Source organism: Marinobacter sediminicola (genome assembly GCF_031157525.1).
In the GTDB taxonomy this organism is placed as follows: domain Bacteria; phylum Pseudomonadota; class Gammaproteobacteria; order Pseudomonadales; family Oleiphilaceae; genus Marinobacter; species Marinobacter sediminicola.
Map to the genome: position 1 here is coordinate 73,534 of NZ_JAVIXR010000001.1, position 26,425 is coordinate 99,958.

A 26,425-nucleotide genomic window follows, 5' to 3' on the forward strand; every position below is an offset into this window, starting at 1 on the left:
TTGGAGTAGTCGCTACGCTGGCCCTTACACTGAAAGGCTGTTTGGGTAGAGTGGTGGCAAGCCGGATTCCTGGTTTGATCTGTTTCTCTGTTGCCTTGCGTGCCTGAGGGCTGTAACCAGCTGCTCCCCATCCCACTGTTCACTGTTGTTACCATCACCGGAACGATCACGGCTGAACAGGTGTGCCTGCAGTGCGTTCAACTCCTTGTCCAGATCCGGTGCTGAAACTACCCGGAAAACGTCACCGGCAGAGCGAAAGTCGTGTCCTGGCCAGTGTAAATTTGACCAGTGTACAAACAGCCCGGGAGTAGATGCCCGGCCATCCTTTGCCGAATTGAGCATCTGCTCAAACGCATCGCGTTCATTTCCACTTTCCTCAGAATCGGTATTGGCAGGCGTATCGGCAGTCATTCTGCGGGTCCGCCACCAGGCCAACATCGTCAGAATCCATATACCCGCAAGCGCAAGACTGACCCACTGCCAGAATGTGTTATTCGTTGCTGCACCGGTGCTGCCATGTCGATCTTCACCACCAGTGGCGGGTGGTGAACCTTGGCCTCCGGCAGGAGTTCCAGCAACAGCCGTTGCGGCTTCAGAGGCGGTAACGTTAAGGGTTTGCGCGGGGATAACAGCCACTCTCTCGCTGTCTGATTCTGTATCCCACCAGGGAATGCGCACCGCCGGGAGGGTCAGTTTGCCCGATTCCACGGGAACCAGCGCGCTGGTTTGGGTCAGAGTCGAAACAATTCCATCAGGCCCCACGCTGGTGTTTCGTTGAGGCTCTTCCGGATATCGACGAAGCCCATCTGGCATAGAGTCGGGTAAGGGTGGTAGCGCTTCTGACGGCAGCCCTGTGGCTTGCAGGCTTAGTGTGCGGGTGAGATTGTCACCGGTCTTCAGGTTCAGTGTGGGTGGCATGCCTGCCTCTCTCAGAGTGAGGCTGGCGGCCGGTAACCAGGTTGAGCCGCTGAATTCTGCTGGAACATCTTTTACGGGCACTTCAAACAATGAGGCACTGTCCCGGAGGAACCGGAGAGAGCCGTCGGCATCTCTGGCCTGGCCTTCAAAACGAATGGGGGGTAGGTTCATTACGCCGGGCTTTTGTGGAAACAGGGCATAGCGCCGCTCCACAACCCGATAGCGTACGCCGTCGCGGTCACTGGAATATTCCCGTTGTTTGCCCAGACTTTCGATGATCGCATTGGGATGCTGTGGATCGGATAGTTCACCACGAATAAGATTGCCCCGGAAGAACAGCCTCACCGTCAGGATCAGTTGCTCCTGTACATAGACTTCGGCTTTATCAGCCGTCAGCTCAATGAAACTGCCCCGGTTTGGGCCGGCCTGATCTGGAGGCGTGCCGTCAACAACCTCGATCGTCACCGGCTTCGATTTGGAATCCTTGAAACTCAGCGGGGGGATGGTGAGTTTTCCGGTTGATCTGGGTGCAAGTTGGTAGGTCCAGGTTATTTCTCCCACCATGTCGCTGTTTACGGTGCGAATGCTGTAGCGCTGGTTGCGGGCCAATATTTCAAAATCACCTTCCACCTTTTCGATATCCGGAGAGGGTAGGTTCGATAGATCAAAATCGAACAGGTTGCTCAGGCTGATATCAATCTCTGTGCTGCCCTTTACGGTAAGCGTCAGCACTTCGCCTTCGTAAAGCCGGGTTCGGTCTGGCTCGACGCTCAGTTCGCCGGCGTGTGCTCCATGCCCGAATACCATAAGCACTGCCAGCCAGATTGCCGGGAGAATCATCCGTTTTACCATGGTGTGTCGCCCTCATCAGATGGTGTCTGACGCTCCTGATACTGTTGCAGGAATTTTCGTTGTAAAAGCCCGCCCGGGTTGTCTGGGACCCGCCGCAGGGATTGCTCCTGGCTTTGGGTCAGGGGTGTTTCAGAAGTAGGGGCGGGTGTTTCGACTTCCTGATCGCCGGGCTCTGTCTCCGTAGCCTGATCGCTTGAGCTCTGGTTTTCTGATGCGTCGCCCGGTTGTTGCTTGCGAGATTCCTCCTGATTTCCGTTCTGCTCTTGTTCTTCGCTTCCGCTTTCAGACGATTCAGGTTCCCGGCCCGAGTTCTGCGGCTGATCCTGATTTTCGCTGTCACCGGATGAACCGGAAGGGTTCCCCTGTTGCTGACCGTCGTTCTGGCTGGAATCCGACGAGTTCTGATCGTCCTTACCCTGGTCCTGACTGGATTGCTTCTCTTGCTGTTCGAGCAGATCCTCTACAATCTGGCGGTTTACCTGCGCATCTTCCATGTCTGGTTTGCGCGCCAATGCGCTGTCGTATGCCTCAATAGCCTCTTTTAGCTTACCGGCCCGGGCGAGAGCGTTACCACGGTTGTAATCCCCGAGGGTGCTGTCTACCCCGGCGAATGCTTTGGCTGCTTCCTCAAAGCGCTCCGCCCTGTAAAGAGCAGAGCCACGCCATTCCGGAGATTTGAGCATGCTGGCCGCTTCAGTTGGATCTTCCCGGATCAACTCTGCTGCGCGTTGATCCTCCCGCTGCCACAGGCTACCCCAATCCATCGCTTGGGCTGGTTGTGGCAGAGCGGGTAGAAGAATCAGTGCCATGGCGGTAAAGGCACCACGGCGCCAGCCTAGTAATAGCAACGGCAAAGCCAGCCACAACAGCCAGTAGCCGTCGTCCTGCCAACGGTTTACCGTGAGCCCGGTGCTGGAATCCTGCCACTCGTCGGTTTCAACGGGGCTGAGATGCAGGGCCGCTATGTCGCTGTCATCCAGTGTCAGTTCATGGCTGCTCCCCCCGTTGTTTCGAGCGAGTTCCGCGAGCATGTCCGGGTCGGTGCGTGTTATGACAATGTTTCCGTTATCGCGAATAAAGCCCCGCCGGGCAAGTGGAATGGGGCCGCCTTCGCGGGTGCCGACTGCCAGAGTGCTTAATGTGTAGTTGGTGCTCTTCAGCGCAGTGCGAATAGGCTCGCGGTAGCGGTCTGGCACCTCGTCGGTAATCAACAGAATGCGACCCATGCCCGGAGCACCTTGCTCCAAAAGCGCGCGGGCTTTGGCAATCGCAAGATCCGATCGGTTGCCCTGAACCGGCATGATCACGGGATCGAGTACGTTGAGCATGCCAGTGACAGTGTTGATGTCGTCGGTGAGAGGCGTGACGACGTGAGCATCGCCGGAGTACACAATCAGCCCGGTGAGACTGCCTTCCCGAACGGCGAGAATGTCACGAATTTTGCGTTTTGCCCGGGTTAGGCGGTCTGGTTCCAGATCGGTGGCCAACATGGACAGCGACAAATCGAGCGCGATCACCAAGCTGTCTCCTGGCTTTTTCAGGGGCGTAGGCGCTTCTCGCCAGGCTGGCCCCGCGAGGGCAATGGCGAGGATAACCAGTGCGCTAATTGCAGCTAGGAGTTTTGATTTCCCCTTGCCTTCCGGGCCGCCATAACGTCGGATCACCGGAGCCAAAAGCTGCTCCGGAATCAGGCCTGACCAGCCACTGTCACCCGAGCCTCGGCGCGTCAAAGCGATGTACAGCAACGGCACAAGGAGCAGCAGCAGAAGCCAGAGAGGGCGGATAAAGTGGAAGTCAGCCATGGGTCACACCTCCTTCCGTAGTCTGCCGAGCCCGGCCCCGCCAACTCGTAACGCGCCTGAACATAAAGAGGCCAAGCCAGAGGGCGACCGCCATGCCCGCAGGCCAGAAAAAGAGATCGGTAACCGGACGGTAGGTTTTGCCGTCCAGCTCAATGGGCTCAAGCTGGTTGATGGTTTCGTAAATCAACTCCAGTTCGGGCAGGCTACGGGCACGAAAGTATTCGCCACCGGTCTGCTGTGCCATGCGCGTTAGCAGATTTTCGTCCAGATCTCTTGAAGGGTTTACCCGGCGGGAGCCAAGCAAGCCGCGTCGGATCATCGACTCGGCACCAATGCCGATTGTATAGAGGCGAACGCCTGCAGCCGCTGCAATTTCTGTTGCTTTGTCGGGTGTGATTTGGCCGGCTGTGTTGGCGCCATCTGTAAGCAGCACAACCACTCGTTGCTGCTGGGGGCGCTCTCTAAGGCGTTTCGTAGCCAGGCCGACGGCATCCCCAATAGCGGTTGCGCGCCCGGCCATACCGATGCCCGATTCCTGCAAAAGTATCTCGAGGGTTTCCAGGTCAAAGGTCAAAGGCGCCTGAACATAGGGCTCCGTGCCAAACAGTATCAGGCCCAGCCTGTCTCCTTCACGGCGGGCAATAAAGTCGTTCAGCACTCCTTTAACGGCCTGCAAGCGATTAATGCTGCGGCCCTGAATGATCATGTCCTGCTCTTCCATACTGGGCGAAATGTCCACCACCAGCATAAGGTCGCGCCCGGACACGGGCATTTGCACCTGCTCACCGACATGCTGCGGCCGTGCCAGTGCCAACACCAGTAGCGCCCAGGCCAGAAACAGCACCAAGGTTTGCCAGCGGGGCACGCCATTGCCCTGTCGAGTAACCCCCGGCAACTCCGAGAGCCAGTGCCCGACCGGGAAAACCGGGGCGTCCACTGTGTGGGTGGCGGGCTTCTTCCATTGCAACAGCAGGGGCACCAGAATCAGTAGCAGTACCCAGGGGTAGGTGAGGCTCAGCATTTTTGCGCCTCCAGCCAAATACGGGCGAATGCCAGAGCCTGTGCGGGTTCGGTTGTCGGCTCCGGTTGCCAGGTGCTGTTTATCAAAGCATCGACAACAGGGCGATGGGCTATTCGGCCTTCAGGGAGATGGCGGATCAGGCATTCCGCCCATTGCTCGCCAGTCTGGGCTTCAGGGTTTTCGTCCGGATAGCGCGCCCGCGCCACACGCTTGAGCAGCGCATTGAGTTCCGTGAACCACTGTGGCTCTTTAACGGCCGAGCGCTCCAGAATAGCCAGTTCGGCCTTTGCAAGCCTCAGCCAGCGGTTTCGGCGGTGGCGGCGGATGGCTGCCCAGATCAAAGCTGCCACAGCAAGAAGCAGGAGAACGCCAAGAATCCACCAACCCGGCGCCGGTGGCCAGAAGCCGCCGGTTATTGGCAGGTGAATATCTCGCAGTTGGCTCAGGGGATCCTCGGGCGTCATCCGATTCTCCCTCCCGGCCCGAGTATGGATTTAAGGCTCACTGCAGGTGATTCATGGGTGGAAACCTTGGATGCCCATACGCCAGATAGCCGAAAGCACTCTTCAAGCCTGGCCTCGTGGTGAGTGATCTTTTTACGCCAGGCCTGCTGAAAGCTGCTATTGGATGCATCAAACCAGACCGGGCCTTCCGCACCGGCAACTGCAAAACGCCCGCTTTGGGGCAGTTCCAGATCCAGGGGGTCCACAACTCGCAAGGCGCTGACGCTATTATGGCGAACCAGGGCGCCGAGCAGTGCCGGGGTGCTGTCCGAGATGCCAAGGAAATCGCTGATCACGAAGATCCGGCTACCGGTATGGGCAACACGCCGGGCTTCCGCGAGCGCGGTATCGAGGGAGGTTTCTGATGCGGCGTTTTCTATGGATGTGTGCTGTTGGCTGGCGAGGGTGTCCAGCAATCCTAATACGGATTTTTTTCGCCGGGCCGGGCGTTGAACGTTCAAGGTGCTGCCATTGAATACAATGCCGCCTACCTGATCACCCGCCATAAGTGCCAGCCAGGCAAGAATGGCCGCAAGCTGAGCGCAGCGCACCTGCTTGAAGGCTCCAGTGCTGGCGAAGAACAGAGTAGGGCCCAGGTCGCATATCAGTAGCACTGGCCGCTCCCGCTCTTCCTCGTACAGCTTGGTGTGAGGTGCCTGGCGACGGGCGGTTACACGCCAGTCAATACTGCGGATATCATCGCCCGGCTGGTAAAGCCGCACCTCCGAAAAGGCCATTCCACGACCACGCTGCGCCGAGCGCTGGAGCCCGGCCTGGCGCGCTCTTGCTGGGCGCGCTGAAGGCAGCTTCAAAGCCCGGGCATCTGCTTGCAGGCGAATAAGTGCCTGCAAGCTTACGCGGGTCGTTGCATCACTGGCGCGTACATCCATGGCCAGCCTCAGGAGCTCACGGGCACGCGGTCAATCAGGCGCTGTATCACTGTGTCTGCCGTTACGCCTTCCGCCTCGGCTTCAAAGGTCAGCAGGATTCGGTGTCTGAGCACATCGAAGGCAACCGCCCGAATATCGTCCGGAGTTACATAATCCCTGCCGTTGAGCCACGCGATGGCACGGGAGCAACGGTCGAGCGCAATGGTGCCTCGGGGGCTGGCGCCAAACGCCGTCCAGCGGCCAAGTTCCGGGTCCAGGACACCGGAATCTCTGGTGGCCAGCACCAGGGCAAGAAGGTACTGCTCAACCGATTCCGCCATATAGATGTCGGCAACCTCAGCCCGGGCTTCGAAAACCTGGTCTGCGGTCAGTCGAACTTCAGCGGCAGCTTGGCCCTGACGGTAGTCGTTTCTGGCCAGATGAAGAATGGCTTGCTCGGCCTGAGCTGATGGGTATCCGATCACCACGTGCATAAGGAACCGATCAAGCTGGGCTTCGGGCAGCGGGTAAGTGCCTTCCTGCTCGATGGGGTTCTGGGTTGCCATCACCATGAACAGGCGATCAAGGGGGAAGGTGCGCATGCCCACACTGACCTGGCGCTCGCCCATGGCCTCAAGCAGAGCAGACTGAACCTTTGCCGGTGCCCGGTTGATTTCATCGGCCAGTACCAGGTTGTGGAAAATCGGCCCGCGCTGGAATTCGAACAACCCGGTTTCTGCCCGGTAAATCTCGCTGCCGGTCACGTCAGACGGCAATAAGTCCGGGGTGAACTGTATGCGGTGAAAATCCCCCGTGAGATGGTCTGCAAGGGCTTTTATTGCAGTGGTTTTCGCCAGCCCCGGAGCGCCTTCTACCAGAAGGTGTCCATCCGCAAGCAATGCAATAAGAAGACGGTCAACCAGCTTTTCCTGACCTATGATCCTTTTGGCTAACTGTGCCCGTAGTTCACCGAACGTATGCTGTAACGACATAGGAAGTGATTGCTCTCGTGCGTAAGTAGTTGCCGCAGTTTTGGTGTCTGTGCGGCAAAAATCAAGGGTTTGACTATGCTTATCTCACGATATCCCTATTACGTTTATTTCACACTATCTGAGGTCGCCCATGAATGCGCTGACAGTGGCAAGCAAAGATCAGTTTTTCGAACTTTTGGCTGAGGAGTTTTCCAAGAAGCTTGCCAAAGCCGAAGCCAAGAAAATCAGCGAATTTGTAAAGCAACATTACGCCCATATTCCTCTGGACGAACTTCTTGAACGGCGTCTCTCAGATACCTACGGGGCAGCAATGGCGGCCTGGCAGTTTATGCAGAAGCGTGGGGCCGAAGAAGCGCCAGTGGCAGTATTCAACCCGGATCTGGAAAGCGACGGCTGGCAGTCAACTCATACCGTTGTGTTTATTTTGCACCCCAATATTCCGTTTCTGATTGATTCCCTGCGTATCGCGATTAACCAGCGGGAAATTGCGACTCACTCTATTCAGCACTCCATTCTTAATCTGGAGCGGGATAAGTCAGGAAACCTCGAAAACTTGCTGGCGACCAAGAAATCCGATTTGGGCTCTGCCTATGAGGCATTCATCGTTCTGGAAATTGCCCGGCACAACAATCCCGAGGATCTTAAAGATCTGGAGCAGGTTCTTCGGGCGGTTCTCCACGAAGTGAGTATCGCCGTCTCGGATTTCCCGGTGGTTACCGATAAGGTCAAGCAGATAATTAAAGAGCTTGATAGCACTACAGCAATCATTAGCAATGAGCAGAAGGAAGAAGCGCAAGCGTTCCTGAAATGGCTGGTAAGCGATCACTTTACTTTTCTTGGCTACGACGAGTATGACTTTGCCAAGGAAAAGTCAGGCATGGTGGTTCGCAGGATTGAAAATTCCGAGCTGGGAATCCTCCGTGTAAATAACGAGCGACCGGAACAGGTTCGTCTTAACGAACTGCCCCAGCGCACGCGCCACGAGATGACGCGGGCTGACGATATTTTCATTTTCGCAAAATCTGCTCAGCGCTCACGTGTTCACCGCCCCGCCTATCCGGACTATATCGCCGTAAAGAAATTCAATAAAAAGGGGGAGGTGGTTGGCGAGCGCCGCTTCCTGGGCCTGTATACGTCTCGTGCTTATAACGAACGGCCAGATGAGATTCCGCTGCTCAAACGCAAATTTCAGAGTGTGATGACACGCTCCGGGTTCTTGAAGGCAGATTACGCAGGTAAAGAGCTTGAGCAGATTCTTACCCTTTATCCCCGGGACGAGCTGTTCCAGATTGCTGAAGATGAACTGCTGATAGTGGCGAAGAATATCCTGTATATACAGGAGCGCCATCGCATTGAGCTATTTATGCGTGAAGATGTTTACGGACAGTTCGTTACCTGCCTTGCATTTTTCCCTCGGGATATTTACAACACCGAGCTTCGTTTGAAGGTGGAGCAGGTACTGCTTGACCAGCTTGGGGCTGAAGATATCGAGTTTGTGACGCATTTTTCCGAATCTGTGCTGGCTCGAGTGCAGTTCACCATCCGTGTTCCCCAGGTTGAAAATCGTAAATTGCCGCTGGCTGAAATCCGGGAGAAGGTCATTGAATTGGCTCAGTCCTGGCGAGATGGTTTGTCTGGTGCGCTCAGTGAAACCTTTGGGGAAGAGCAAGGTAATGAGCTGCATCGCCTGTGGGCGAATGGCTTTCCGGCAAGCTACACCGAGATGTTCTCGCCGCGTCGCGCCGCCATTGACCTTGAACATATAGCGGCAGCTTCTACCGGTAATGGCCTTACAATGAGTTTTTACCGGGCACTGGAAGAGGACGAAAGCACCTTGCACTTCAAGCTGTTTTATCCTGACCAGCCCCTGCCTTTATCCGACGTAATGCCCATTTTTGACAACCTGGGTTTCCGTGTTCTGGGTGAGCATCCGTTCGAAGTGACCGATCGGAACAATAAAACCGTGTGGATTCACGATTTCACCCTATATGCCCACGGTGGCAAGGCGGTGGATATCCACCGGATACGGCCCATCTTCGAGGAGTTGTTCCATCGGGTGTGGTACGGCGAAGCGGAGAGCGATGCCTTCAACCGTATGCTCATCACGTCTTACATGAGCTGGCGGGAAATTGCCCTGTTGCGCACCTATGCGCGTTATATGCGGCAGATCCGCTTTTCTAATAGTCAGACCTTTATTTCCAATACTTTGGTGAATCATGTTGAGCTCACACGGATTCTGCTGGAGTACTTTGAGGTGCGCTTCAACCCGGATCGCTTCCAGAGTGAGGTGAAGTGCCAGGCGGCTCAGCAGAAGCTGGAAATCGAATTCAATGCCGGGCTCGATGAGGTGGCTAACCTCAGTGAAGACCGTGTGCTCCGTCTTTATCTCGAATTGATGCAGGCTACGTTGCGCACCAACTACTACCAAGTGGACGAAGCTGGCCAGCCCAAGCCCTATATCAGTGTGAAATTTGATCCCTCCGGAATTTCAGACATGCCACTGCCGGTGCCTGTGTACGAGATATTTGTGTACTCGCCGCGTGTTGAGGGCGTTCACCTGCGTGGTGGCAAGGTTGCCCGGGGCGGATTGCGTTGGTCAGATCGTTTTGAAGATTACCGCACGGAAGTGCTTGGTCTGGTGAAGGCTCAGCAGGTAAAGAACGCAGTGATTGTGCCAGTGGGTGCCAAAGGTGGCTTTGTTGCCAAGCGCCTGCCCGATTCATCGGATCGTGAAGCGTTCCAAGCCGAAGGCGTTGCAGCCTATAAAACGTTTATCCGTGGCTTGCTCGATATTACCGACAATCTGATCGATGCCAGGATCCAGCCACCGGAGCGGGTGGTCAGACACGATTCGGACGATCATTATCTGGTTGTTGCCGCTGACAAAGGCACTGCCACGTTCTCTGATATTGCGAACGGCCTGGCAGCGGAATACAACTTCTGGATGGCCGATGCATTTGCCTCGGGCGGCAGCAATGGCTACGACCACAAGAAAATGGGCATCACGGCGCGGGGAGCCTGGGTGTCTGTGGAGCGTCACTTCCGTGAGCTGGGCATTAACCCGGCGGAGGATGAGTTTACCGCCATTGGCATTGGCGACATGGCCGGAGACGTATTTGGTAATGGCATGTTGAACTCTGAGAAAACCCGTCTGGTGGCAGCGTTTAACCACATCCACATTTTCGTGGACCCGACACCCGATGCGGCCAAGAGCTACAAAGAGCGTAAGCGCCTGTTCGAGAAGCCCCGCTCAGCCTGGACGGATTACGATACAAAGCTGATCTCGAAAGGCGGTGGGGTATTTAATCGCAATGCGAAATCCATAGCGATTGGCCCGGAAATCAAGAAGCTGCTGGACATCAGTTCCGACCGTGTACCTCCGAACATGCTGATTTCGCACATCCTCAAGGCTCGGGTCGATTTACTCTGGGTTGGAGGGATTGGCACCTATGTTAAGGGCAGTGTCGAGTCCAACAGCGATGTGGGAGACAAGGGCAACGATGGCGTGCGCATCAATGGAGACGATGTGCGCTGCAAGATTATAGGTGAGGGCGGCAACCTGGGTATGACCCAGCTTGGGCGCATCGAATATGCGTTGAGTGGCGGGCGGTTGAATACAGACTTTATCGATAACTCGGGTGGAGTAGATTGCTCGGACCACGAAGTTAACATGAAGATCCTGCTCAACCGTGCGGTAGCAATGGGAGATCTTACCTTCAAACAGCGCAACGTCATGCTGGAAGAGATGACAGACGATGTAACAGCGCTGGTTCTCAAGAACAACTACCGGCAAACCCAGGCCATCAGTATTGCCAACGAGGACGCAGCCACGCGCCTTGAGGAATACCGCAGGCTGATGAACACCTTTGAAAGCGAAGGCAAGCTGAACCGGAGCCTGGAGTTCCTGCCTGATGACGACACCCTGACTGAGCGCAAACTGAACAATAAAGGGCTGACCCGGCCAGAGCTGTCGGTTCTTATTTCCTATGTGAAAGGCGATCTGAAGCAGACGTTGATCGACAGCAACTTGCCAGATAACCCGTTGCTTGCCCGTGAAATGTACAAAGTGTTCCCCAGGGATATGAACCAGAAGTTCTCCAAGGAACTGGGTGAACACCAGCTGCGTCGGGAGATTATTGCGACACAGATTGCCAACGATATGGTCAACCACATGGGCATCACGTTTGTGGAACGGTTGAACCAGTCTACCGGAGCAGATGCTGCGTCCATTGCGTTGGCATGGCTGATCACCCGGGATGTTTTCCGGATTGACAACTGGTGGGACAAGATTGAAGCGCTCGATTTCCACATTCCGGCTCAGCTGCAGATGAAACTGATGCAGGATCTGATGCGCCTTATGCGCCGCTCTGTGCGCTGGTTGTTGCGTAATCGTCGCGCGGAATTGAGCATTCAAAGCCACATGGAGCGCTTTGCCGACAGTGTTTGGGCGATCACGTCCGGCTTGCCGGAGTATCTGGGCGAGTATGCCAGCAGCGAGTGGGCAAAACGTAACGAAGCGCTCGTAGGTGAAGGGGTGCCGGCGGAACTGGCATCTGTGTTGTCTGGCACCAGTTACCTGTACTCATCCCTTGGCATTATCGAGGCTCAGGAAACCACTGGCATGCCGCTTAAAACCGTCGCCAACCTCTACTACGAGTTGGGCGACAGGCTCGACCTGAACTGGTTTGCCACGGCCATTGCAGGCCTCAAGCCTGGCTCTCATTGGCAGGCTCTGGCGAGGGAAAGCTTCCGGGAAGATCTGGATTGGCAGCAGCGGGCATTGACCATCGGAGTCCTTCGTCTGGCTGGAACGCCGGAGGATGTGTCTGCTTCTGTAGACGCGTGGCTGCAGCGGCATGAGACGTTGATTGAGCGCTGGAAAAGCATGCTTCAGGAGCTCAAGGGCGTAAGGGAGCCCGAGTACGCGATGTTTTCTGTAGCACTGCGGGAATTGCTGGATCTGGCGCAGAGTACGCTGCACCAATCACAAGGCGAGAGCTAGCTCGAAAGGCTGTTAAACATGACTCAAATAAACTGAGTGTTGCGTTGAAGCCGTGATTCCCGTTCAATCACCATCGGGAATCACGAAACGGAGTCTGTTAATGGGTCAACTTGACCATCTTCTTGAAAAAAACCGGGCTTGGGCTGACGCTATCAGAGCCGATGATCCGCAGTTTTTTCATCGCTTGTCGAATCAGCAGGCCCCTGAGTATCTCTGGATTGGTTGCGCCGATAGTCGAGTGCCTGCCAACCAGATAGTGGACATGCCACCGGGCGAGCTTTTTGTGCATCGGAATGTTGCTAACGTCGTCGTTCATACCGATTTCAACTGTCTGTCAGTGTTGCAGTTCGCCGTCGAGGTGTTGAAGGTCAAGCACGTGCTTGTGGTCGGCCATTACGGCTGCGGCGGCATCAAAACAGCTCTACGCAATGAGGGTTTTGGTCTCATCAGTAACTGGTTGAGGCATGTGCAGGATGTTCGGGATCGTCATCAGTCTGTACTCAATGCCTGTAGCAACGAGAATGACCGGGCTGATCGGCTGTGTGAGCTGAATGTGATTGAGCAGGTAGGACATGTGTGTCAGAACAGCATTGTTCAGGAAGCCTGGAAGCGCGGTCAGCGGCTGAACGTTCACGGCTTCGTATATGATCTGGCAGACGGCATACTCCGGGATATGGGTTTATCTGTTTCCGGTGCTAAAGACTGGGAGCAGATCAAGCAGAACAGTCTGGACGAGTTGGTCTTGCGCCCTGTGCGCTCTGGCCGACAGAAACAAGTCTAGTATTCACCGCAAAACGGCATCATCCACTCCATGCAAAGTATAACCGGCTCCGGCTTACCTAATTCCCATCAGGCGCTGCTCAAAAACCAGCACCTGTTGTCCGGCCGGCTGGCCCTGCTGGGCGTTTCATCAGCACACTTGCTGCCAGCGCTCCCTTTTAATGGCCTTGCCATGAGCGAGCACGCGGGCGTTTTTAGCGCGCTGGAGCGCCATGATGGCTGGCAAGCTGCCTTTGGTTATGACGATCCGGTGCTGGCTGACAACAGCTATGACAGCATAGTGGTGTTTTTGCCAAAAGCCCGTGCCGAGTTGGAAATGCGCCTGGCGTTGGCCCGTTCTCTGGCGGCAGGCAATGCACGATTGATACTGGTCGGCGAGAAAAAAGAAGGCATAGCGGGTGCCATCAAACAGCTCAAAGCGGTTGCGCCCCAGGCATCAAAGGCAGACAGCGCACGCCATTGTCAGGTCTGGTGTGCAGAATCGGTTGAGCCGGTTCCCGAATTTCGCGCTCAGGACTGGTTGAGCTGGAGCACCGTTGAATGTTCAGGAATCTCCATTGAGGTGGCCGGATTACCCGGGATATTCAGTCAGGATGGCCTCGACAACGGAACCCGCATGCTGCTGGAAACTCTGGCAGAACAGCCAGTGCGGGCAGACAGGCTGCTCGATTTTGCCTGTGGTGCAGGTGTTATTGGTGCCTGGATTCAAGCCTGGCAGGCCGCGAGGCAAGTTCCGGTTGCCAGTATCGATGGCGTGGATGTCCAATCGCAGGCAGTTATCTGTGCAAGGGAAACCTACCAGCGCAACCGCTCCGATGGCACCATTTTCGCCTCTGATGGCCTGGCCGGGATTGACGGCCTCTGGCCCGGGGTAATCAGTAACCCTCCCTTCCATACCGGTGTAAAAACCGACACCTCCATGACAGAGCAGTTTCTTCAGGATGTGAAGCGGCATTTGCAGCCGGGTGGTGAATTGCGGTTGGTGGCCAACAGTTTTCTGCCCTACGAAGCGTTGATCAAGCGGCACATAGGTCGAGTTGAGCGCCTGCGTGAAGATGGGCGCTTCACTGTTTACCGTGCTTTCCGGGGGCAATAACGAAAAAAGCCCCTGGGGTGAGGGGCAAAGGGTTCGCTTCCCAAAAAATGGAGCTAACCGAGAATGTGTTTAAGACAAACCCTCGTGCTGAGGGTCTTCTTAAAAGTGAACAAAATAAACAATAGGGTTATTTTCTAGAGTAATCAGCCTAAAATGGCGTGTTTTACACGAATCCCCTCTGGATGCCTGATATGACAACCGCAGTGCTGGACTTTCCTGGTGGTAGCCTGACCCTCAGCCGCCCTGGCACGGATGATCCGAGCCTGCGAGCCTGGAGCTCTGCTGACGAATTGCTGCTACAGGAGGCGTTTGGGCGTTTGGCCATTGCGCCTGATTCGCGGGTGTTGGTTATTGATGATCAATACGGTGCCTTGACGTTAGGTTTGTCTCCATTCTCTCCGGATTCGGTAGCTGATAGCGCTCAACTTCGCTCTGCATTGGCGTTGAATGCAGCCCTGAACCCCGATTGTACTGTTCCAGAGCAGGTGTTCAGCTGGATGCAGCCACCCGTTGATACCTATGATCTGATTCTGCTGAAGATTCCCCGTGAAGCCGACTATCTGGATTGGCTGCTGCGTTGGGCCAATGGTGCGCTTAAGCAACACGGGGTCATACTGGCGGCAGGAATGATCAAGCATCTTCCTGATCGCAGTGTGGATGTTTTTGCCAGAACGGTGAATGTTGAGAAGGTAGGCAGGGCGGTAAAGAAAGCTCGGCTGATTACCTGTAGCGAAGGCGAGGTCAGGCTGGATAATTGGCATGGCACCTGGAAAGGCTATGAGCTGGAAGCGCAGAGTGTTCGCGTCGATGCCATGCCAGCGGTATTTGCTCGGGAGAAGCTGGATATAGGCACTCGGCTGATGCTGCCCCATCTGAAGCCCGCTCTTGAATCCTGCCCGCCGGGTGCCCGTGTACTGGATCTTGCGTGCGGGAATGGCATTCTTGGGCTGAGTGTGTTGGCGGGCCGGGCAGATATTGAAATGACCTTCAGTGACGTATCCAGCCAAGCTGTCATGAGTGCTCGCTGTAACGTAAGCACTGCCTTTCCGGATGCCAAGACGACATTCCTGCACGCAGATGGCGTTGCCGGCGATCGGGGTTCATTTGATCGCATTCTGCTGAATCCGCCCTTTCATGAAGGCGGTGTGGTGGGAGACCATATCGCCTTGAGGTTGTTTGAGCAGGCGGCGCAGAACCTGTCTGATACTGGCCGTTTGGTCATCGTAGGAAATCGGCACTTGGGATATCACAAAAGCCTGCGCCGATACTTTCCCCAAGTGCGTCAGCTCGACGCTAACCCCAAATTTGTTGTCTTCGAAGCCTGCCGCGGCTGAGCGACGGGTTTTTACCTTGGTGAGGCCGGCCGGTCATACCCCAGACGCGCAAGCGTATCCACGATGGTTTGTGTTTGACTGTCGATCTCGATATTTACCGTCATGCCTTCTTCTATTTCACCAAAGGTGGTGGCCCGCAGGGTTTCAGGTATCAGGTGCACGTTGAACCGGTTGCCGTCGACCTCACCGATGGTCAGGCTTGCACCGTTGATGGCGATATAGCCTTTCGGGAAAATGTAACCTGCCCATTGATCCGGAACTTCAAACCACAGGGTTACATTGTTTTCAGGCCGTAGAATCTCGACGACGTTTGCCGTTGTGTGTATGTGCCCTGAGAGCAGGTGCCCACCGATCTCATCCCCGATACGCGCGGCTCGTTCAAAGTTGACCAATTGCCCAGACACCAGGTTGCCGAGCGTTGTCAGCCTGAGAGTTTCCTGCATGGCATCAAAAAACAGCGTGTTGCCAGATTGCTTGGTAACCGTGAGGCAAGTCCCGTTGATTGCCACGGAGGCCCCAATGGTGACGCCCTCTGCGCTGTTATCTGGCAAGCGGATAGCGAAGGTGCTTAGCCCGGTTGCTGCGGTAACCTCTTCCACAACAGCAATACCTTGAACAATACCTGTGAACATAGCAGACCTCATTGGCGAGCGGAGTGCGGCATAGGAGGGGAAGGATAACGACCGAGGTTGCTATTGCCAAGCTTGAGGGCTTTTGACGAAATGCTGCTGCCTGAATAGGTGTGTGCAAAACACGTAACTCAAGATATACCGAGCACTGTCGATACCCTCTAATAAGAACGGCCCTAATAAGACCTGCCGCTTGAGGGAGGCTCTTTAACGCATTGGATAAATTGTGATGGCTCAGAATCAGACCGTGACAGAGGCGCAAACCGGAACAGCTCAGGGAGCTGTATTGAGACCGGGGCGTGCGGCTGACCCTGTACCGGAGAAAGTGGCGTTGGCTGCAAGCCAGAATAACCCGAAAAATGTTGCTGCCGCGGCTCAAAACCTTAGCCATGGCACCGTCGGGGACGGTAGTAATGAAAACCTCCGTGAAAGTAGGGAGCAACCAGACGAAGAACAGGGCAATAGTACTGAAGCCTCTGATGCAACTGAGCCTGTGCTGGCGGAATCACGCCAGCGAAAGCTAAGGCTAATGCTGCGCCAGTGTGATCGTGTATTGCTGATGGATTTTGAGTTGCTGGCGATGAGTGATTGGCCTGATAATTTCAGTGTTGCGACGGCGCGTCGGAGCCGGGATTTGTGGGTGTTCAGTGCGCTGGTGGCGGCAGTTGTGTTCCTCAGTGGGCTGACAGGCTTTGTGCCTGCGTGGGTTGCGGGCGGCGGGTTTGGCGCCTTTGTTATTATTGTGCTGCTGGGAATTCCGGTGGTTCGTCGCGTGTATACACCGGCACCTTCATACCTGGATTTGCTGCTCAAGCGTCAGCGCCTGATGCGTGATGCGCGAAAGCACGCAGAACACCTTGAAGGCAACGAGGGGTTGATCTGGCAGTGTGCCCGCATGGCAGACTATAACCCCGCTCTGAAAAACACACGGTTCAGCAACCTTTTGCGTCTGTCAGAACAGAAAGCGCTACCTCGGGCGCTGTCCCGGCGTGAGCATGTGAGGCTCTACCTGATTTATCTGCTTGAAGCGGAGAAGGCGTATAGTCGGGTTCAGGCCGCATTTTTGGAGGGCAACCAGAAAGCAATAGACGAAGGCTGGCAGGCAGCCGTGGCACAGCCCGAGGACAGAACTTGACATAAATGTGCTTCAAACGTATGTTTCAAACAGACGTTTGCTAGAGGCACTGAAAACAAAATGGCCCAGTCAGATACTGTTGACCGAATTCTGGATGCTGCAGAAGAGCTGTTCGCTGAGCGTGGTTTTTCAGAGACGTCTCTGCGCATGATAACCAGCAAGGCAAAAGTAAACCTTGCAGCTGTTAATTACCATTTTGGCTCCAAAAATGCACTGATACACGCTGTTTTTGGCCGCTTTCTCACCCCATTCTCCGCAACGCTTGAAAAAGCATTTGATGAGCTTGAGGTGCGGTGCGACGGCAAGCCACCTACCCTGAATCAAACCCTGTGGGTTCTCACAGAGAGCGCCGTGCGCATGCCTCAGCGCAATGAAAAGGGCATTTCAATCTTTATGCGCCTGCTCGGGCTTGCGTACACTCAGTCGCAAGGGCATTTGCGTAAATTCCTGGAGCAGGAATACAGTGAGCCTTTCAGCCGTTTCATGCGGCTTCTGAAAGAAGCAACTCCCCAACTTTCTGCCGTAGATCGATACTGGCGCATTCAGTTTATGCTGGGTGCAACGGCCTTTACCATGTCCAGTAGCGATGCGTTACAGGACATTTTGCGCAACAAGCTGGGTGTGGACACTACGGTTCAGGAGATTGCTGCGCGCCTGGTACCCTTCCTCGCCGCCGGCATGCAAGCCCAGGATGCCGTGCTGACTCCCCCTGCTGAAAGCAAGATCCCGGTTGCCTGAGCTGCACCCTCTCGGTTAGGCTTCCCTCTGAATTACAGAGGGAGCCAACACCGTTGTGAGCCACCACAACCGCAATGCCTGTTCGATTGACATCTGCCTGGACGACCAGATCCTTACGCTGCGTGATGAGCACGGCTCCGCCATTGCCCGTTACCCGGTGTCTACCGCCCTTAATGGTGCGGGCGAGCAAGATGGTAGCGGTTGCACCCCGAGGGGGGAGCACTACATCCGTGCCATGATTGGTGCCGGATTGCCTCCTGATACAGTTTTCCGTGCCCGCCGTCCTACTGGGGAAATCTACAGCGCGGAGTTGGCGGCTGCCAACCCTGCCAGAGATTGGATCCTGACACGTATTCTCTGGCTATGTGGCTTGGAGTCAGGCAAGAATCGTGGTGCTGGTGTTGATACCTTTCGCCGCTTTATATACATACATGGTACCCCTGATACCGAGCCCATGGGGTTGGCGTTGTCTCATGGCTGTATCCGTATGCGCAGTGCGGATGTGGTTGAGCTGTTTGGCTGTGCCCATGCGGGTATGCCGGTTACTATCCGTTGAACCCGGATTAACAAAACTGATTAGAGGATTCCGATGATCGGAGAAATGATGTCCACGCTTAATGGCTGGATCGAGAACTTTGGTGTCCTGTCCGAGGCATGGCGCGTGAGCATTGTGGTGTTTGCGTTAGTGTTTGGTACGGCCACGATTGCCTATGTTGCCAGCCATATCATCGGAGCTCTGGAAAACAGGTTCGCCAAAACCAACAATATCTGGGATGACGCCCTGTTGCATGCCGCTCGTGCACCGGTAGTCGCATTTGTATGGTTACAGGGGATCTACTGGGCTGCAGAGGTGGCGCATCACTATTCGTCAGCAGAGATATTCAAGGCCAACGGGATCCTGCTGCAGGTCGGCTTCATTTTTATCTTCGTCTGGGTTTTGCTCAGATTGATCAAAGAGTTGGAGAACATAGTTGTCTCTCCGGTAAAAATGAAAAAGCCGATGGATTACACCACGGTTAACGCCATCAGCAAGCTTTCCCGGGCGGTCGTTATTATTACAGCCGTGCTGATCAGCTTGCAGTCTTTGGGCTATAGCCTTTCAGGTGTGCTTGCCTTTGGTGGTGTGGGCGGTATTGCTGTGGGTTTTGCGGCGAAGGATCTGTTGGCAAACTTCTTCGGGGGCTTTATCGTCCATCTCGACAGGCCTTTCAAGGTTGGAGACTGGATACGCTCTCCCGATCGTACAATCGAGGGTACGGTCGAGCACATAGGTTGGAGGGTAACCACCATCCGAACGTTCGATAAGCGGCCTCTGTATGTTCCCAATGCCACGTTCACAACCATCGCAGTAGAAAATCCCTCGCGAATGACCAACCGGCGCATCTCCGAAACTATCGGTATCCGTTATGCCGATGTCAGCCAAATGGCTACTATCGTTTCAGATATCCGCTCAATGCTTGAAAAGCATGAAGACATTGACAGCAAGCAAACGTTGATTGTCAACTTTTTGGCGTTTAGTCATTCATCCCTGGATATTATGGTTTACGCCTTCACGAAAACCACCCAGTGGGTTCGTTTTCACGAAGTTAAACAGGATGTGCTCCTGAAAATCAGTGATGTTATCGAGGGTCATGGTGGCCAGGTAGCCTTCCCGACACAAACCATACATTTTGGCGATGACCGTTTGCCTGCGCAGGCTGGCAAAGACCAGGACGGAAAACGTGAAAGTGATGAGGCGGGTGACGAAAATCCTGAGGATACCAGCAATGCCGCTAGCTCTTCGCAAAACACACGCACACGTAGCAAGCGCGATCGCAGTCGCCGTCACGATACCCAAGCCGGTGATGAGGGTGAGCAATCCCTGGATGCAGGAGATGGAGACTGATGTCTGACGGTAGTGGAGTAGTAGGCATTATTGGTGGCACAGGCCTGACAACCCTTGCAGGCCTGACGATCACGGGGACACGATCTCTTGAGACGCCTTGGGGAGCTCCGTCATCTGTGCTGACTGACGGACTCCTTGATGGCCAGCCTGTGGTGTTTTTGTCCAGACACGGCAATCCTCACAGGATTCCGCCCCATGAAGTGAACTACCGGGCCAATATAAAAGCACTATACGACGTGGGTGTCCGCACTGTTATCGGAGTGAATGCGGTCGGCGGGATACATCCGGATATGGGGCCGGCCTGCGTGGTTATCCCTGACCAGATTATTGATTACACCTGGGGCAGGGCAGGGACCTTTTTTGAGGGCGATCTGGAGCATGTCACGCACATCGATTTTACCTGGCCATACGACCGGGAAGCCCGGGACATAATGATGCAAACCGCATCAGCACAGGGAGTGCCATTTGCCGGGTTTGGTGTTTATGGTGCAACTCAGGGCCCAAGGCTGGAAACGGCCGCTGAAATACGGCGCATGGAGCGGGATGGGTGTGATCTGGTTGGAATGACCGGTATGCCTGAAGCGGCCTTGGCGGCTGAACTGGGTATGCGCTATGTGTGTTTGGGCCTGGTGGTTAACTGGGCGGCCGGGAAGTCAGACCACATTATTACCATGGCTGAGATCGAAGCGGCCATCGAACAGGGAATGTCGGGTGTCAGACGCATTCTTGAAGTGTCGATGGCCGGCCTTGGTAAGCTTAGGGTGTTGCCTCAATCTTCTTGAAAAACACAAGAACGCCGATAGTGGGGGAATCCAGGAAATGGATTTCTTCACTTCGCATCCTGCGAGTTTCACGAATCCAGGTAAGCAGTTCCAACGGTATTTCTGGCTGAACTTCCAAGCCTGTGCCTGCCGCAACCGGTATGGCGCCCGTTTCCGCACCCTCGGGCAGATTGTTTTCGCTTTTGGTTTCGTCCGCCCTGACCGCTTCGGTTGCAGGAACGGCAATCTTCCCTTGCTGCCAATGGTTCAAATGAACCGCAACGTGGAGGTAGCGCTGCCTGTCGATGGTAATGTGCCCTTCGATTGCTCTCTGGCCGGCCTGTTCCAGCCATTCTCCTATCTCAACTCGTAGAGGTTGGCCTTTATAGTCTGGCGGGAAAGCTTCGTACCAGCCCGCCGCCATGAGTACCCGATAGCGACCACTGTTTTCAAGTCGGTTTGCCGCGTTACCCAGGTGAAGTTGGGTGCGGTTTGCGAGTTTTAGGGATGAGCTGCTGGCGCCGCCTGCAGCCACGCTGTAAAGGGTTTTGCCAGTGTCCACCGGCGCTTCGACTTTGCGAGTGGCCATGCGCTCATTTACTGCGCCCGGGTCGATGATGCGTTCCAGGATCACGAACTCTGCCCGGTAATAGTCGTTGGGCGTTTGCTGGGCATGGCTTGCCAGAGAAGTTGCTGCCAGAACGGCCGTCAGTAGAGTGTGTGCCCATAGCCGGCACAAGCGATTACCATCAGTCTGCAAGAGAATGCTCCAGTTTTGTTCAGGCCCGTTTATTCAGGCAATAATCAGGCGGTAGCCGCGCTTTTTGCGGGCAGAAGTTCACCCAGCATTGCGGAAATGCCGTCGAGTTTACCACTGGTTGAGGTGTCCTTCAGCCGAAAACGGAAGCTGTTGGCACCTTCAAGGCGATAGGCGTCCGGTGCGGATTGCATTTTTTTAATCAGCACAAGAGGGTCTACCGGGGTGGAGTTGCCAAACTCAAGGCGAGCCCACTCCTTTCCAGCGTCTACTTTCACTATTCCAAGCGCTTCTGCCTGTAGTCTTAGCTCGGTTTGCCGCATCAGGTTCTTTGCCGGTTCCGGTAATAATCCGAAGCGGTCAATCATTTCAACCTGAAGTTCTTTTAATCCTTCGCGATCGCTCACGCTGGCAATGCGTTTGTAGAGCATGAGTCGGTTGTGAACATCGGGCAAATAATCTTCCGGAATCAGCGCGGGTATGCGCAGGTTCATTTCCGTGCCGTGGCTTAAGGGCAGTTCAGCATTGGGTGTGCGGCCTTCCCGAATCGCTTTTACGGCTTCGTCCAGCAGCTGCATGTACAAAGTGAAGCCGATACTTTCTATCTGCCCGCTCTGTTCGTCGCCCAGAAGTTCGCCAGCACCACGAATCTCAAGATCATGGGTCGCCAGCATAAAGCCGGCGCCAAGATCCTGGGCTTCGGAAATGGCTTCCAGCCGCTTTCTGGCGTCCGCACTTATGGCTTTAGGTGGTGGCGTCAGCAGGTAGGCGTAGGCCTGGTGGTGGGAGCGGCCAACCCGGCCACGGAGCTGGTGCAGCTGTGCCAGGCCGAATTTGTCTGCGCGTTCGATAATAATGGTGTTGGCACTGGGGATGTCGATGCCGGTCTCAATAATGGTGGTGCACACCAGCACGTTGAAGCGCTTGTGATAGAAGTCCGACATGATGTTTTCGAGTTGCCGTTCCCGCATCTGACCATGAGCGACACCTACTCGAGCTTCTGGCACCAGGCGCCGCAGATCTTCGGCGGTTTTTTCGATGCTGGAGACGTCGTTGTGCAGAACGTACACCTGGCCACCACGGAGAACTTCACGCAGGATGGCTTCCTTCACCATTGCATCGTCCCGCTGGCGCACAAAGGTTTTCACTGACAGGCGCCGTGCTGGAGGGGTGGCAATAATGGACAGATCCCGCAAGTGCCCCATGGCCATGTTCAGCGTTCTGGGAATGGGCGTTGCCGTAAGGTTCAGCATGTCTACTTCTGCGCGAAGCGCTTTTAGCTTTTCTTTTTGGCCGACGCCAAACCGGTGTTCCTCATCAATAATTACCAGCCCAAGATTTTTGAATCGGATGTCGCCTTGAAGCAGTTTATGAGTGCCTATAACAATATCGGCTTTCCCGGTCTCAATGGCTTCCATGGCCTTGGTGGTTTGGCTTGTACTGCGAAACCGGCTCAGAAGTTCAACAGTGACCGGGGTGTCTGAGAAACGATCGCGGAAGGAATCATAGTGCTGCTGCGCCAGCAGGGTTGTGGGCACCAGTACGGCAACCTGCTTTCCGGACCAGGTCGCCATAAAGGCGGCGCGCATGGCGACTTCTGTTTTTCCGAAGCCGACATCTCCACAGACCAGCCTGTCCATGGGCTTTTCGTTGGTCATATCCTCAAAAACAGCTTCAATAGCCATCTGCTGATCGGGTGTCTCCTCAAAGGGGAAGCCTGCGGCAAATGCACGGTAAGCTTCCTTGGGATCTTCAAAGGCGAAGCCTTTACGGGCTTCCCGACGAGCGTAAACATCCAGAAGCTCAGCTGCGGTATCACGGATCTTTTCGAGTGCTTTTTGTTTGGCGGTGCTCCAGCGCTCGGTGCCCAGTTTGTGCAGGGGGGCATGCTCCGCATCTGCGCCAGCGTAGCGGGAAATCAAGTGTAGACTGGATACCGGTACGTAAAGCTTGGATCCCCCAGCGTATTCGAGCATCAAAAACTCGCTGGCTTCCCCTTCTACTGTAATGGTTTCCAGCCCAAGGTAACGGCCCACGCCGTGATCGATGTGAACAACAGGCGAGCCGGTGCGTAATTCAGACAGATCGCGGTAGCCGTCATCATTCGTTTCTGTCGGTTTATCCCGGCGGCGACGCTGTAACACACGTTCGCCGAACAGGGCGGTTTCGGTGATCAGTGCAAGATGGTGCTCAGGCAGCACCAATCCTTGCTCCATCGGAGCGACGGTGATGCCCAGAGTGCATTTCGTGTCGGCCAGGAAGTCCTGCCAGTTTTCAAATGCTTGCAGCCGAAGCTGGTGCTCGCTCAGGTTGTCGATCAAGGCTTCGCGTCGACCAGACGATTCCGCGCAAATCAACACTCGCCCGTCAAAGCTAGTGATGAAGCGCTTCAAGCGGCCAGCAGGGTCGGCGGCCCGCGCACTCATGGCGATATCCGGTAGCGCTTCGCTGAGGCAATTTACCGCGCCGCCGCCCTCTGCTGTTTCCGGGGTCATGGTGACCCTCGGGAAGGCCTTGAGGTGGCCAAACAGTTCATCGGTCAGCAAGAACAGATTGGTAGGCGGCAGGATCGGGCGATGCCTGTCATGGCGGCGATCTTCGTAGCGATTTCGGGTTTCTGTATCAAAGTGGTTGACCGCCTCGTTCAGGCCTTCAGAGGTGAACACCTGTGTGGTGGCAGGCAGGTAATCAAACAGTGTGGCGGTTTGGTCGAAAAACAGCGGCAAATAGTATTCGATCCCCGGCGGTGTAATGCCGTGGCTCACGTCTTGATAAATAGGGGAGTCTTTGTCTGCATTTGGAAACTGTTCAAACCAGCGTCCGCGAAAGGCTGAGCGGGCTTCCTTGTGCCACGGGAATTCATAGGCGGGCAAAAGTTCGATGCTTTCAATCCGGTCGATCGAGCGCTGGGTTTCCGGATCAAACGTGCGGAGGGTTTCAACTTCGTTGTCGAACAGGTCGATCCGATAGGGCAGGTTGGACCCCATGGGAAATATATCGAGAATCGAGCCGCGCACCGCATACTCACCATGTTCGTATACGTTTTCGGTATGCCGGTAGCCGGCAGTAGCCAGCTGAAGACGCCAGTTGTCCAGATCCAGCGATTGCCCGGTTTCCAGTAACAGAGTGTTGCCCTGCAGGTAGCTGACCGGCGGCAGGCGGTGCATCAGGGTGCGGGCAGGCACCACGATAAGCCCATGCTGAGTGCTCGGCAGGCGGTGCAGGGTGCGAATGCGCCGTGAGGTTATGTCCTGATGCGGTGAAAACAGATCGTAGGGAAGGGTTTCCCAGTCTGGCAGAGACAGTAACTCCAGGCCGTCCTCGGTAATCGTGGCTCCGTCTTCTTCCGGCGGCAAGCCCAGAAAAAAACGCATGGACTGCTCCAACCGATTGGCTTCGGCTGTGCTGCGGGTGATCACCAAGGTAAGCCCTTTGTGTGCTCTGGCGCTTTCACAGATAGCCAGAGCACTGCTGCTGCCATGCAACTGTCCCCAGATGCGGTGATCGGCCGACTTTTCAGGAAATGGCGGCGCAATCAATGTTTGCGGCGAAGCGGAAGTGGGGGCACCTTGATTCATGGGCAGTCGTGTTCTCCTGCTGAAGGGGGTTGGGGAGCCGGTGAGGCGGCTATTCTAACGCCGCTGGATGTCAGTGTCATGGCGGTAAGTCTAAGAGGTCCGTGCCAGTTCGTATTTGCCGTTAGCTGGTTTAAGTTGGATAATGCCCGACCTGAATTATTACCACGTGCGAAACAGGGGTCCCTACCGTGAGTCACGAACAGACAAATCAGTGCCTATCCAACTGGATGGACAGAGAATCCAAAGCGGAGGCCATGATTCCGCTGATCGGCCGCCTTTACCGTAAGAATAACGTTGTTACTTCGGTATATGGCCGTGCCATTATCAATCAGTCGGTAATCGACATTATCCGCGCCCACAGATATGTGCGTCAGGTAGAGAACAACGAACTGTCTGTAAACGATACTTTGCCAATCCTGCAGATTATGGATCAGATGGAGCTTGGGCGTGCGCACGTTGACATCGGCAAGCTGGCAGTAAAGTTCAAAGAGCAGGGCGGTGATCTTACCGAGTTCGTAAAAAATGAAATCGGATCAGTCGCTGGCCAGTATTCTGTGCAGTCTGAAGAAGACGCCAGCAACGGCACCAAAGATGTCGTGCTTTATGGCTTTGGCCGTATCGGACGCTTGCTCGCTCGCATTCTGATTGAGAAAGCGGGCGGCGGTAACAACCTTCGCTTGCGTGCCATAGTGGTTCGCCAGGGTGGCGCTGAGAACGATCTTGAGAAGCGTGCCAGCCTGCTGCGTCGTGACTCTGTACATGGTCCTTTCAATGGCACCATTCGCGTTGATGAAGAGCAGTCTGCGCTGATTGCTAACGGCAACTTCATCAAGGTGATCTACTCAAATGGCCCCGATCAGGTGGATTACACTCAGTATGGCATCGATAACGCCATCGTGGTGGACAACACTGGTATTTGGCGCGATGAAGACGGACTTGGCTTGCACCTCAAGTCCAAGGGCGTTAGCCGCGTTATTCTGACCGCACCGGGCAAAGGCGATATCAAGAATATCGTTTACGGCATCAACAACGACTGGATCACTGACGAAGACAAAATTCTGTCGGCAGCCTCCTGTACCACCAACGCAATCACGCCAGTGCTGAAAGCAATTTACGACGAATACGGCATTGAAGATGGTCACGTTGAGACTGTCCACTCTTACACCAACGACCAGAACCTGATCGATAACTACCACAAAGGCAGTCGTCGTGGTCGCAGTGCTGCGTTGAACATGGTAATTACCGAGACAGGCGCTGCAAAAGCAGTTTCCAAAGCCCTTCCCGAGCTGAAAGGCAAGCTCACAGGTAATGCTATTCGTGTTCCTACGCCGAACGTTTCCATGGCAATTTTGAACCTCAATCTCAAGAAAGAGGTCGATGTGGAAACTGTGAACGATTATCTGCGCGAGATGGCTTTGCACTCAGAGTTGCAGAAGCAGATCGATTTCGTGAACTCTCCGGAAGTAGTCTCAACCGACTTTGTTGGCTCTCGACATGCTGGCATAGTTGATGCTCAAGCCACGATAGCTGGGGGTAAGCGCTTGATTCTGTACGTTTGGTACGACAACGAATTTGGCTACAGTGCTCAGGTGATTCGTGTGGTTAACCAGATGGCGGGTATTGACTACCCCATCTTTCCGAAGCGCTCACGCGAGTGACGGAATGCGCCTGAGTTGGCGTTGATAGTTCCATAAGCCCGGCGTCGAAAGTCGCCGGGTTTTTTTGTTAGCGATGGCGGGTTGCTGTGGGTTTACAATCCTGTACAAACCCGTT

The 26,425-nt window shown here is 55.0% G+C and carries 19 protein-coding genes; 10 read left to right on the forward strand and 9 right to left on the reverse strand.

Annotated elements, in window-relative coordinates; all coding sequences use genetic code 11:
* Positions 1-24 precede the first annotated feature (24 nt).
* The 6 genes from RG807_RS00380 to RG807_RS00405 are packed head-to-tail and all read right to left on the reverse strand — an operon-like array spanning position 25 to position 6,957.
* Positions 25-1,770: a BatD family protein gene (locus RG807_RS00380; protein ID WP_309043078.1), complete on the reverse strand. Its 1,746-nt coding sequence runs from the start codon at positions 1,768-1,770 to the stop codon at positions 25-27.
* On the reverse strand, positions 1,764-3,572 hold the full coding sequence (locus RG807_RS00385) for a vWA domain-containing protein (protein ID WP_309043079.1): 1,809 nt from the start codon (positions 3,570-3,572) through the stop codon (positions 1,764-1,766). The genes RG807_RS00380 and RG807_RS00385 overlap by 7 nt, the downstream gene beginning before the upstream one ends.
* Positions 3,565-4,593, reverse strand: coding sequence for a vWA domain-containing protein (locus RG807_RS00390; protein ID WP_309043080.1), 1,029 nt, complete (start codon positions 4,591-4,593; stop codon positions 3,565-3,567). Before RG807_RS00390 ends, RG807_RS00385 begins: the two co-directional genes overlap by 8 nt.
* Positions 4,587-5,057, reverse strand: a complete 471-nt coding sequence (locus tag RG807_RS00395) for a DUF4381 domain-containing protein (protein WP_309043081.1) — start codon at positions 5,055-5,057, stop codon at positions 4,587-4,589. Before RG807_RS00395 ends, RG807_RS00390 begins: the two co-directional genes overlap by 7 nt.
* Entirely contained in the window at positions 5,054-5,986 is a 933-nt protein-coding gene (locus RG807_RS00400) for a DUF58 domain-containing protein (protein ID WP_309043082.1), read from the reverse strand. The genes RG807_RS00395 and RG807_RS00400 overlap by 4 nt, the downstream gene beginning before the upstream one ends.
* A gap of 8 nt (positions 5,987-5,994) precedes the next feature.
* Complete coding sequence (locus RG807_RS00405) at positions 5,995-6,957, reverse strand: AAA family ATPase (RefSeq protein ID WP_309043083.1); 963 nt, start codon at positions 6,955-6,957, stop codon at positions 5,995-5,997.
* A gap of 130 nt (positions 6,958-7,087) precedes the next feature.
* Between RG807_RS00405 and RG807_RS00410 the strand changes: the two genes are divergently transcribed.
* From RG807_RS00410 to RG807_RS00425, 4 genes are all read left to right on the forward strand, one after another.
* Positions 7,088-11,959: an NAD-glutamate dehydrogenase gene (locus RG807_RS00410; RefSeq protein WP_309043084.1), complete on the forward strand. Its 4,872-nt coding sequence runs from the start codon at positions 7,088-7,090 to the stop codon at positions 11,957-11,959.
* Positions 11,960-12,059: 100 nt separating this feature from the next.
* Entirely contained in the window at positions 12,060-12,740 is a 681-nt protein-coding gene (gene can, locus RG807_RS00415) for a carbonate dehydratase (protein WP_309043085.1), read from the forward strand.
* Between the two features lie 30 nt (positions 12,741-12,770).
* Positions 12,771-13,835 (forward strand): class I SAM-dependent methyltransferase, encoded by a 1,065-nt coding sequence (locus tag RG807_RS00420; protein WP_309043087.1) that lies wholly within the window; start codon positions 12,771-12,773, stop codon positions 13,833-13,835.
* A 191-nt stretch (positions 13,836-14,026) separates the two neighbouring features.
* The gene (locus tag RG807_RS00425) at positions 14,027-15,169 is read left to right on the forward strand and encodes a class I SAM-dependent methyltransferase (RefSeq protein WP_309043088.1); all 1,143 of its coding nucleotides are present in this window, start codon (positions 14,027-14,029) and stop codon (positions 15,167-15,169) included.
* A gap of 11 nt (positions 15,170-15,180) precedes the next feature.
* Here RG807_RS00425 and RG807_RS00430 read toward each other — a convergent pair whose 3' ends face one another.
* The gene (locus RG807_RS00430; protein WP_309043089.1) at positions 15,181-15,801 is read right to left on the reverse strand and encodes a riboflavin synthase subunit alpha; all 621 of its coding nucleotides are present in this window, start codon (positions 15,799-15,801) and stop codon (positions 15,181-15,183) included.
* A 226-nt stretch (positions 15,802-16,027) separates the two neighbouring features.
* On the opposite strand from RG807_RS00430, the gene RG807_RS00435 reads away from it, so the two are divergent.
* The 5 genes from RG807_RS00435 (at position 16,028) to RG807_RS00455 (ending at position 20,338) form a co-directional block, all read left to right on the forward strand.
* Positions 16,028-16,933, forward strand: coding sequence for a hypothetical protein (locus tag RG807_RS00435; RefSeq protein ID WP_309043090.1), 906 nt, complete (start codon positions 16,028-16,030; stop codon positions 16,931-16,933).
* A 60-nt stretch (positions 16,934-16,993) separates the two neighbouring features.
* Positions 16,994-17,671: a TetR/AcrR family transcriptional regulator gene (locus RG807_RS00440; protein ID WP_309043092.1), complete on the forward strand. Its 678-nt coding sequence runs from the start codon at positions 16,994-16,996 to the stop codon at positions 17,669-17,671.
* 91 nt (positions 17,672-17,762) lie between these two features.
* A complete protein-coding gene (locus tag RG807_RS00445; protein ID WP_309043473.1) occupies positions 17,763-18,227 on the forward strand; it encodes a L,D-transpeptidase family protein in 465 nt (154 codons plus the stop codon).
* Positions 18,228-18,260: 33 nt separating this feature from the next.
* Positions 18,261-19,556 carry a mechanosensitive ion channel family protein gene (locus tag RG807_RS00450; protein WP_309043093.1) on the forward strand — a complete coding sequence of 432 codons (1,296 nt, stop codon included), beginning with the start codon at positions 18,261-18,263 and terminating at the stop codon, positions 19,554-19,556.
* Positions 19,556-20,338: an S-methyl-5'-thioinosine phosphorylase gene (locus RG807_RS00455; protein WP_309043094.1), complete on the forward strand. Its 783-nt coding sequence runs from the start codon at positions 19,556-19,558 to the stop codon at positions 20,336-20,338. Before RG807_RS00450 ends, RG807_RS00455 begins: the two co-directional genes overlap by 1 nt.
* On the opposite strand, the gene RG807_RS00460 is transcribed toward RG807_RS00455, so the two are convergent.
* A complete protein-coding gene (locus RG807_RS00460) occupies positions 20,313-21,077 on the reverse strand; it encodes a CsiV family protein (protein WP_309043095.1) in 765 nt (254 codons plus the stop codon). The genes RG807_RS00455 and RG807_RS00460 overlap by 26 nt on opposite strands.
* Before the next feature lie 44 nt (positions 21,078-21,121).
* On the reverse strand, positions 21,122-24,652 hold the full coding sequence (mfd, locus tag RG807_RS00465) for a transcription-repair coupling factor (RefSeq protein ID WP_309043096.1): 3,531 nt from the start codon (positions 24,650-24,652) through the stop codon (positions 21,122-21,124).
* A gap of 227 nt (positions 24,653-24,879) precedes the next feature.
* On the opposite strand from mfd, the gene RG807_RS00470 reads away from it, so the two are divergent.
* A complete protein-coding gene (locus tag RG807_RS00470) occupies positions 24,880-26,310 on the forward strand; it encodes a glyceraldehyde-3-phosphate dehydrogenase (RefSeq protein WP_309043474.1) in 1,431 nt (476 codons plus the stop codon).
* Positions 26,311-26,425: the final 115 nt, after the last annotated feature.

What these genes read in the sequence shown, in the direction of transcription:
- RG807_RS00380 (WP_309043078.1), bottom strand. Translation starts at nt 1,770, where the DNA reads ATGGTAAAACGGATGATTCTCCCGGCAATCTGGCTGGCAGTGCTTATG.
- RG807_RS00385 (WP_309043079.1), bottom strand. Translation starts at nt 3,572, where the DNA reads ATGGCTGACTTCCACTTTATCCGCCCTCTCTGGCTTCTGCTGCTGCTC.
- RG807_RS00390 (WP_309043080.1), bottom strand. Translation starts at nt 4,593, where the DNA reads ATGCTGAGCCTCACCTACCCCTGGGTACTGCTACTGATTCTGGTGCCC.
- RG807_RS00395 (WP_309043081.1), bottom strand. Translation starts at nt 5,057, where the DNA reads ATGACGCCCGAGGATCCCCTGAGCCAACTGCGAGATATTCACCTGCCA.
- RG807_RS00400 (WP_309043082.1), bottom strand. Translation starts at nt 5,986, where the DNA reads ATGGATGTACGCGCCAGTGATGCAACGACCCGCGTAAGCTTGCAGGCA.
- RG807_RS00405 (WP_309043083.1), bottom strand. Translation starts at nt 6,957, where the DNA reads ATGTCGTTACAGCATACGTTCGGTGAACTACGGGCACAGTTAGCCAAA.
- RG807_RS00410 (WP_309043084.1), top strand. Translation starts at nt 7,088, where the DNA reads ATGAATGCGCTGACAGTGGCAAGCAAAGATCAGTTTTTCGAACTTTTG.
- can (WP_309043085.1), top strand. Translation starts at nt 12,060, where the DNA reads ATGGGTCAACTTGACCATCTTCTTGAAAAAAACCGGGCTTGGGCTGAC.
- RG807_RS00420 (WP_309043087.1), top strand. Translation starts at nt 12,771, where the DNA reads ATGCAAAGTATAACCGGCTCCGGCTTACCTAATTCCCATCAGGCGCTG.
- RG807_RS00425 (WP_309043088.1), top strand. Translation starts at nt 14,027, where the DNA reads ATGACAACCGCAGTGCTGGACTTTCCTGGTGGTAGCCTGACCCTCAGC.
- RG807_RS00430 (WP_309043089.1), bottom strand. Translation starts at nt 15,801, where the DNA reads ATGTTCACAGGTATTGTTCAAGGTATTGCTGTTGTGGAAGAGGTTACC.
- RG807_RS00435 (WP_309043090.1), top strand. Translation starts at nt 16,028, where the DNA reads ATGGCTCAGAATCAGACCGTGACAGAGGCGCAAACCGGAACAGCTCAG.
- RG807_RS00440 (WP_309043092.1), top strand. Translation starts at nt 16,994, where the DNA reads ATGGCCCAGTCAGATACTGTTGACCGAATTCTGGATGCTGCAGAAGAG.
- RG807_RS00450 (WP_309043093.1), top strand. Translation starts at nt 18,261, where the DNA reads ATGATCGGAGAAATGATGTCCACGCTTAATGGCTGGATCGAGAACTTT.
- RG807_RS00455 (WP_309043094.1), top strand. Translation starts at nt 19,556, where the DNA reads ATGTCTGACGGTAGTGGAGTAGTAGGCATTATTGGTGGCACAGGCCTG.
- mfd (WP_309043096.1), bottom strand. Translation starts at nt 24,652, where the DNA reads ATGAATCAAGGTGCCCCCACTTCCGCTTCGCCGCAAACATTGATTGCG.
- RG807_RS00470 (WP_309043474.1), top strand. Translation starts at nt 24,880, where the DNA reads ATGGACAGAGAATCCAAAGCGGAGGCCATGATTCCGCTGATCGGCCGC.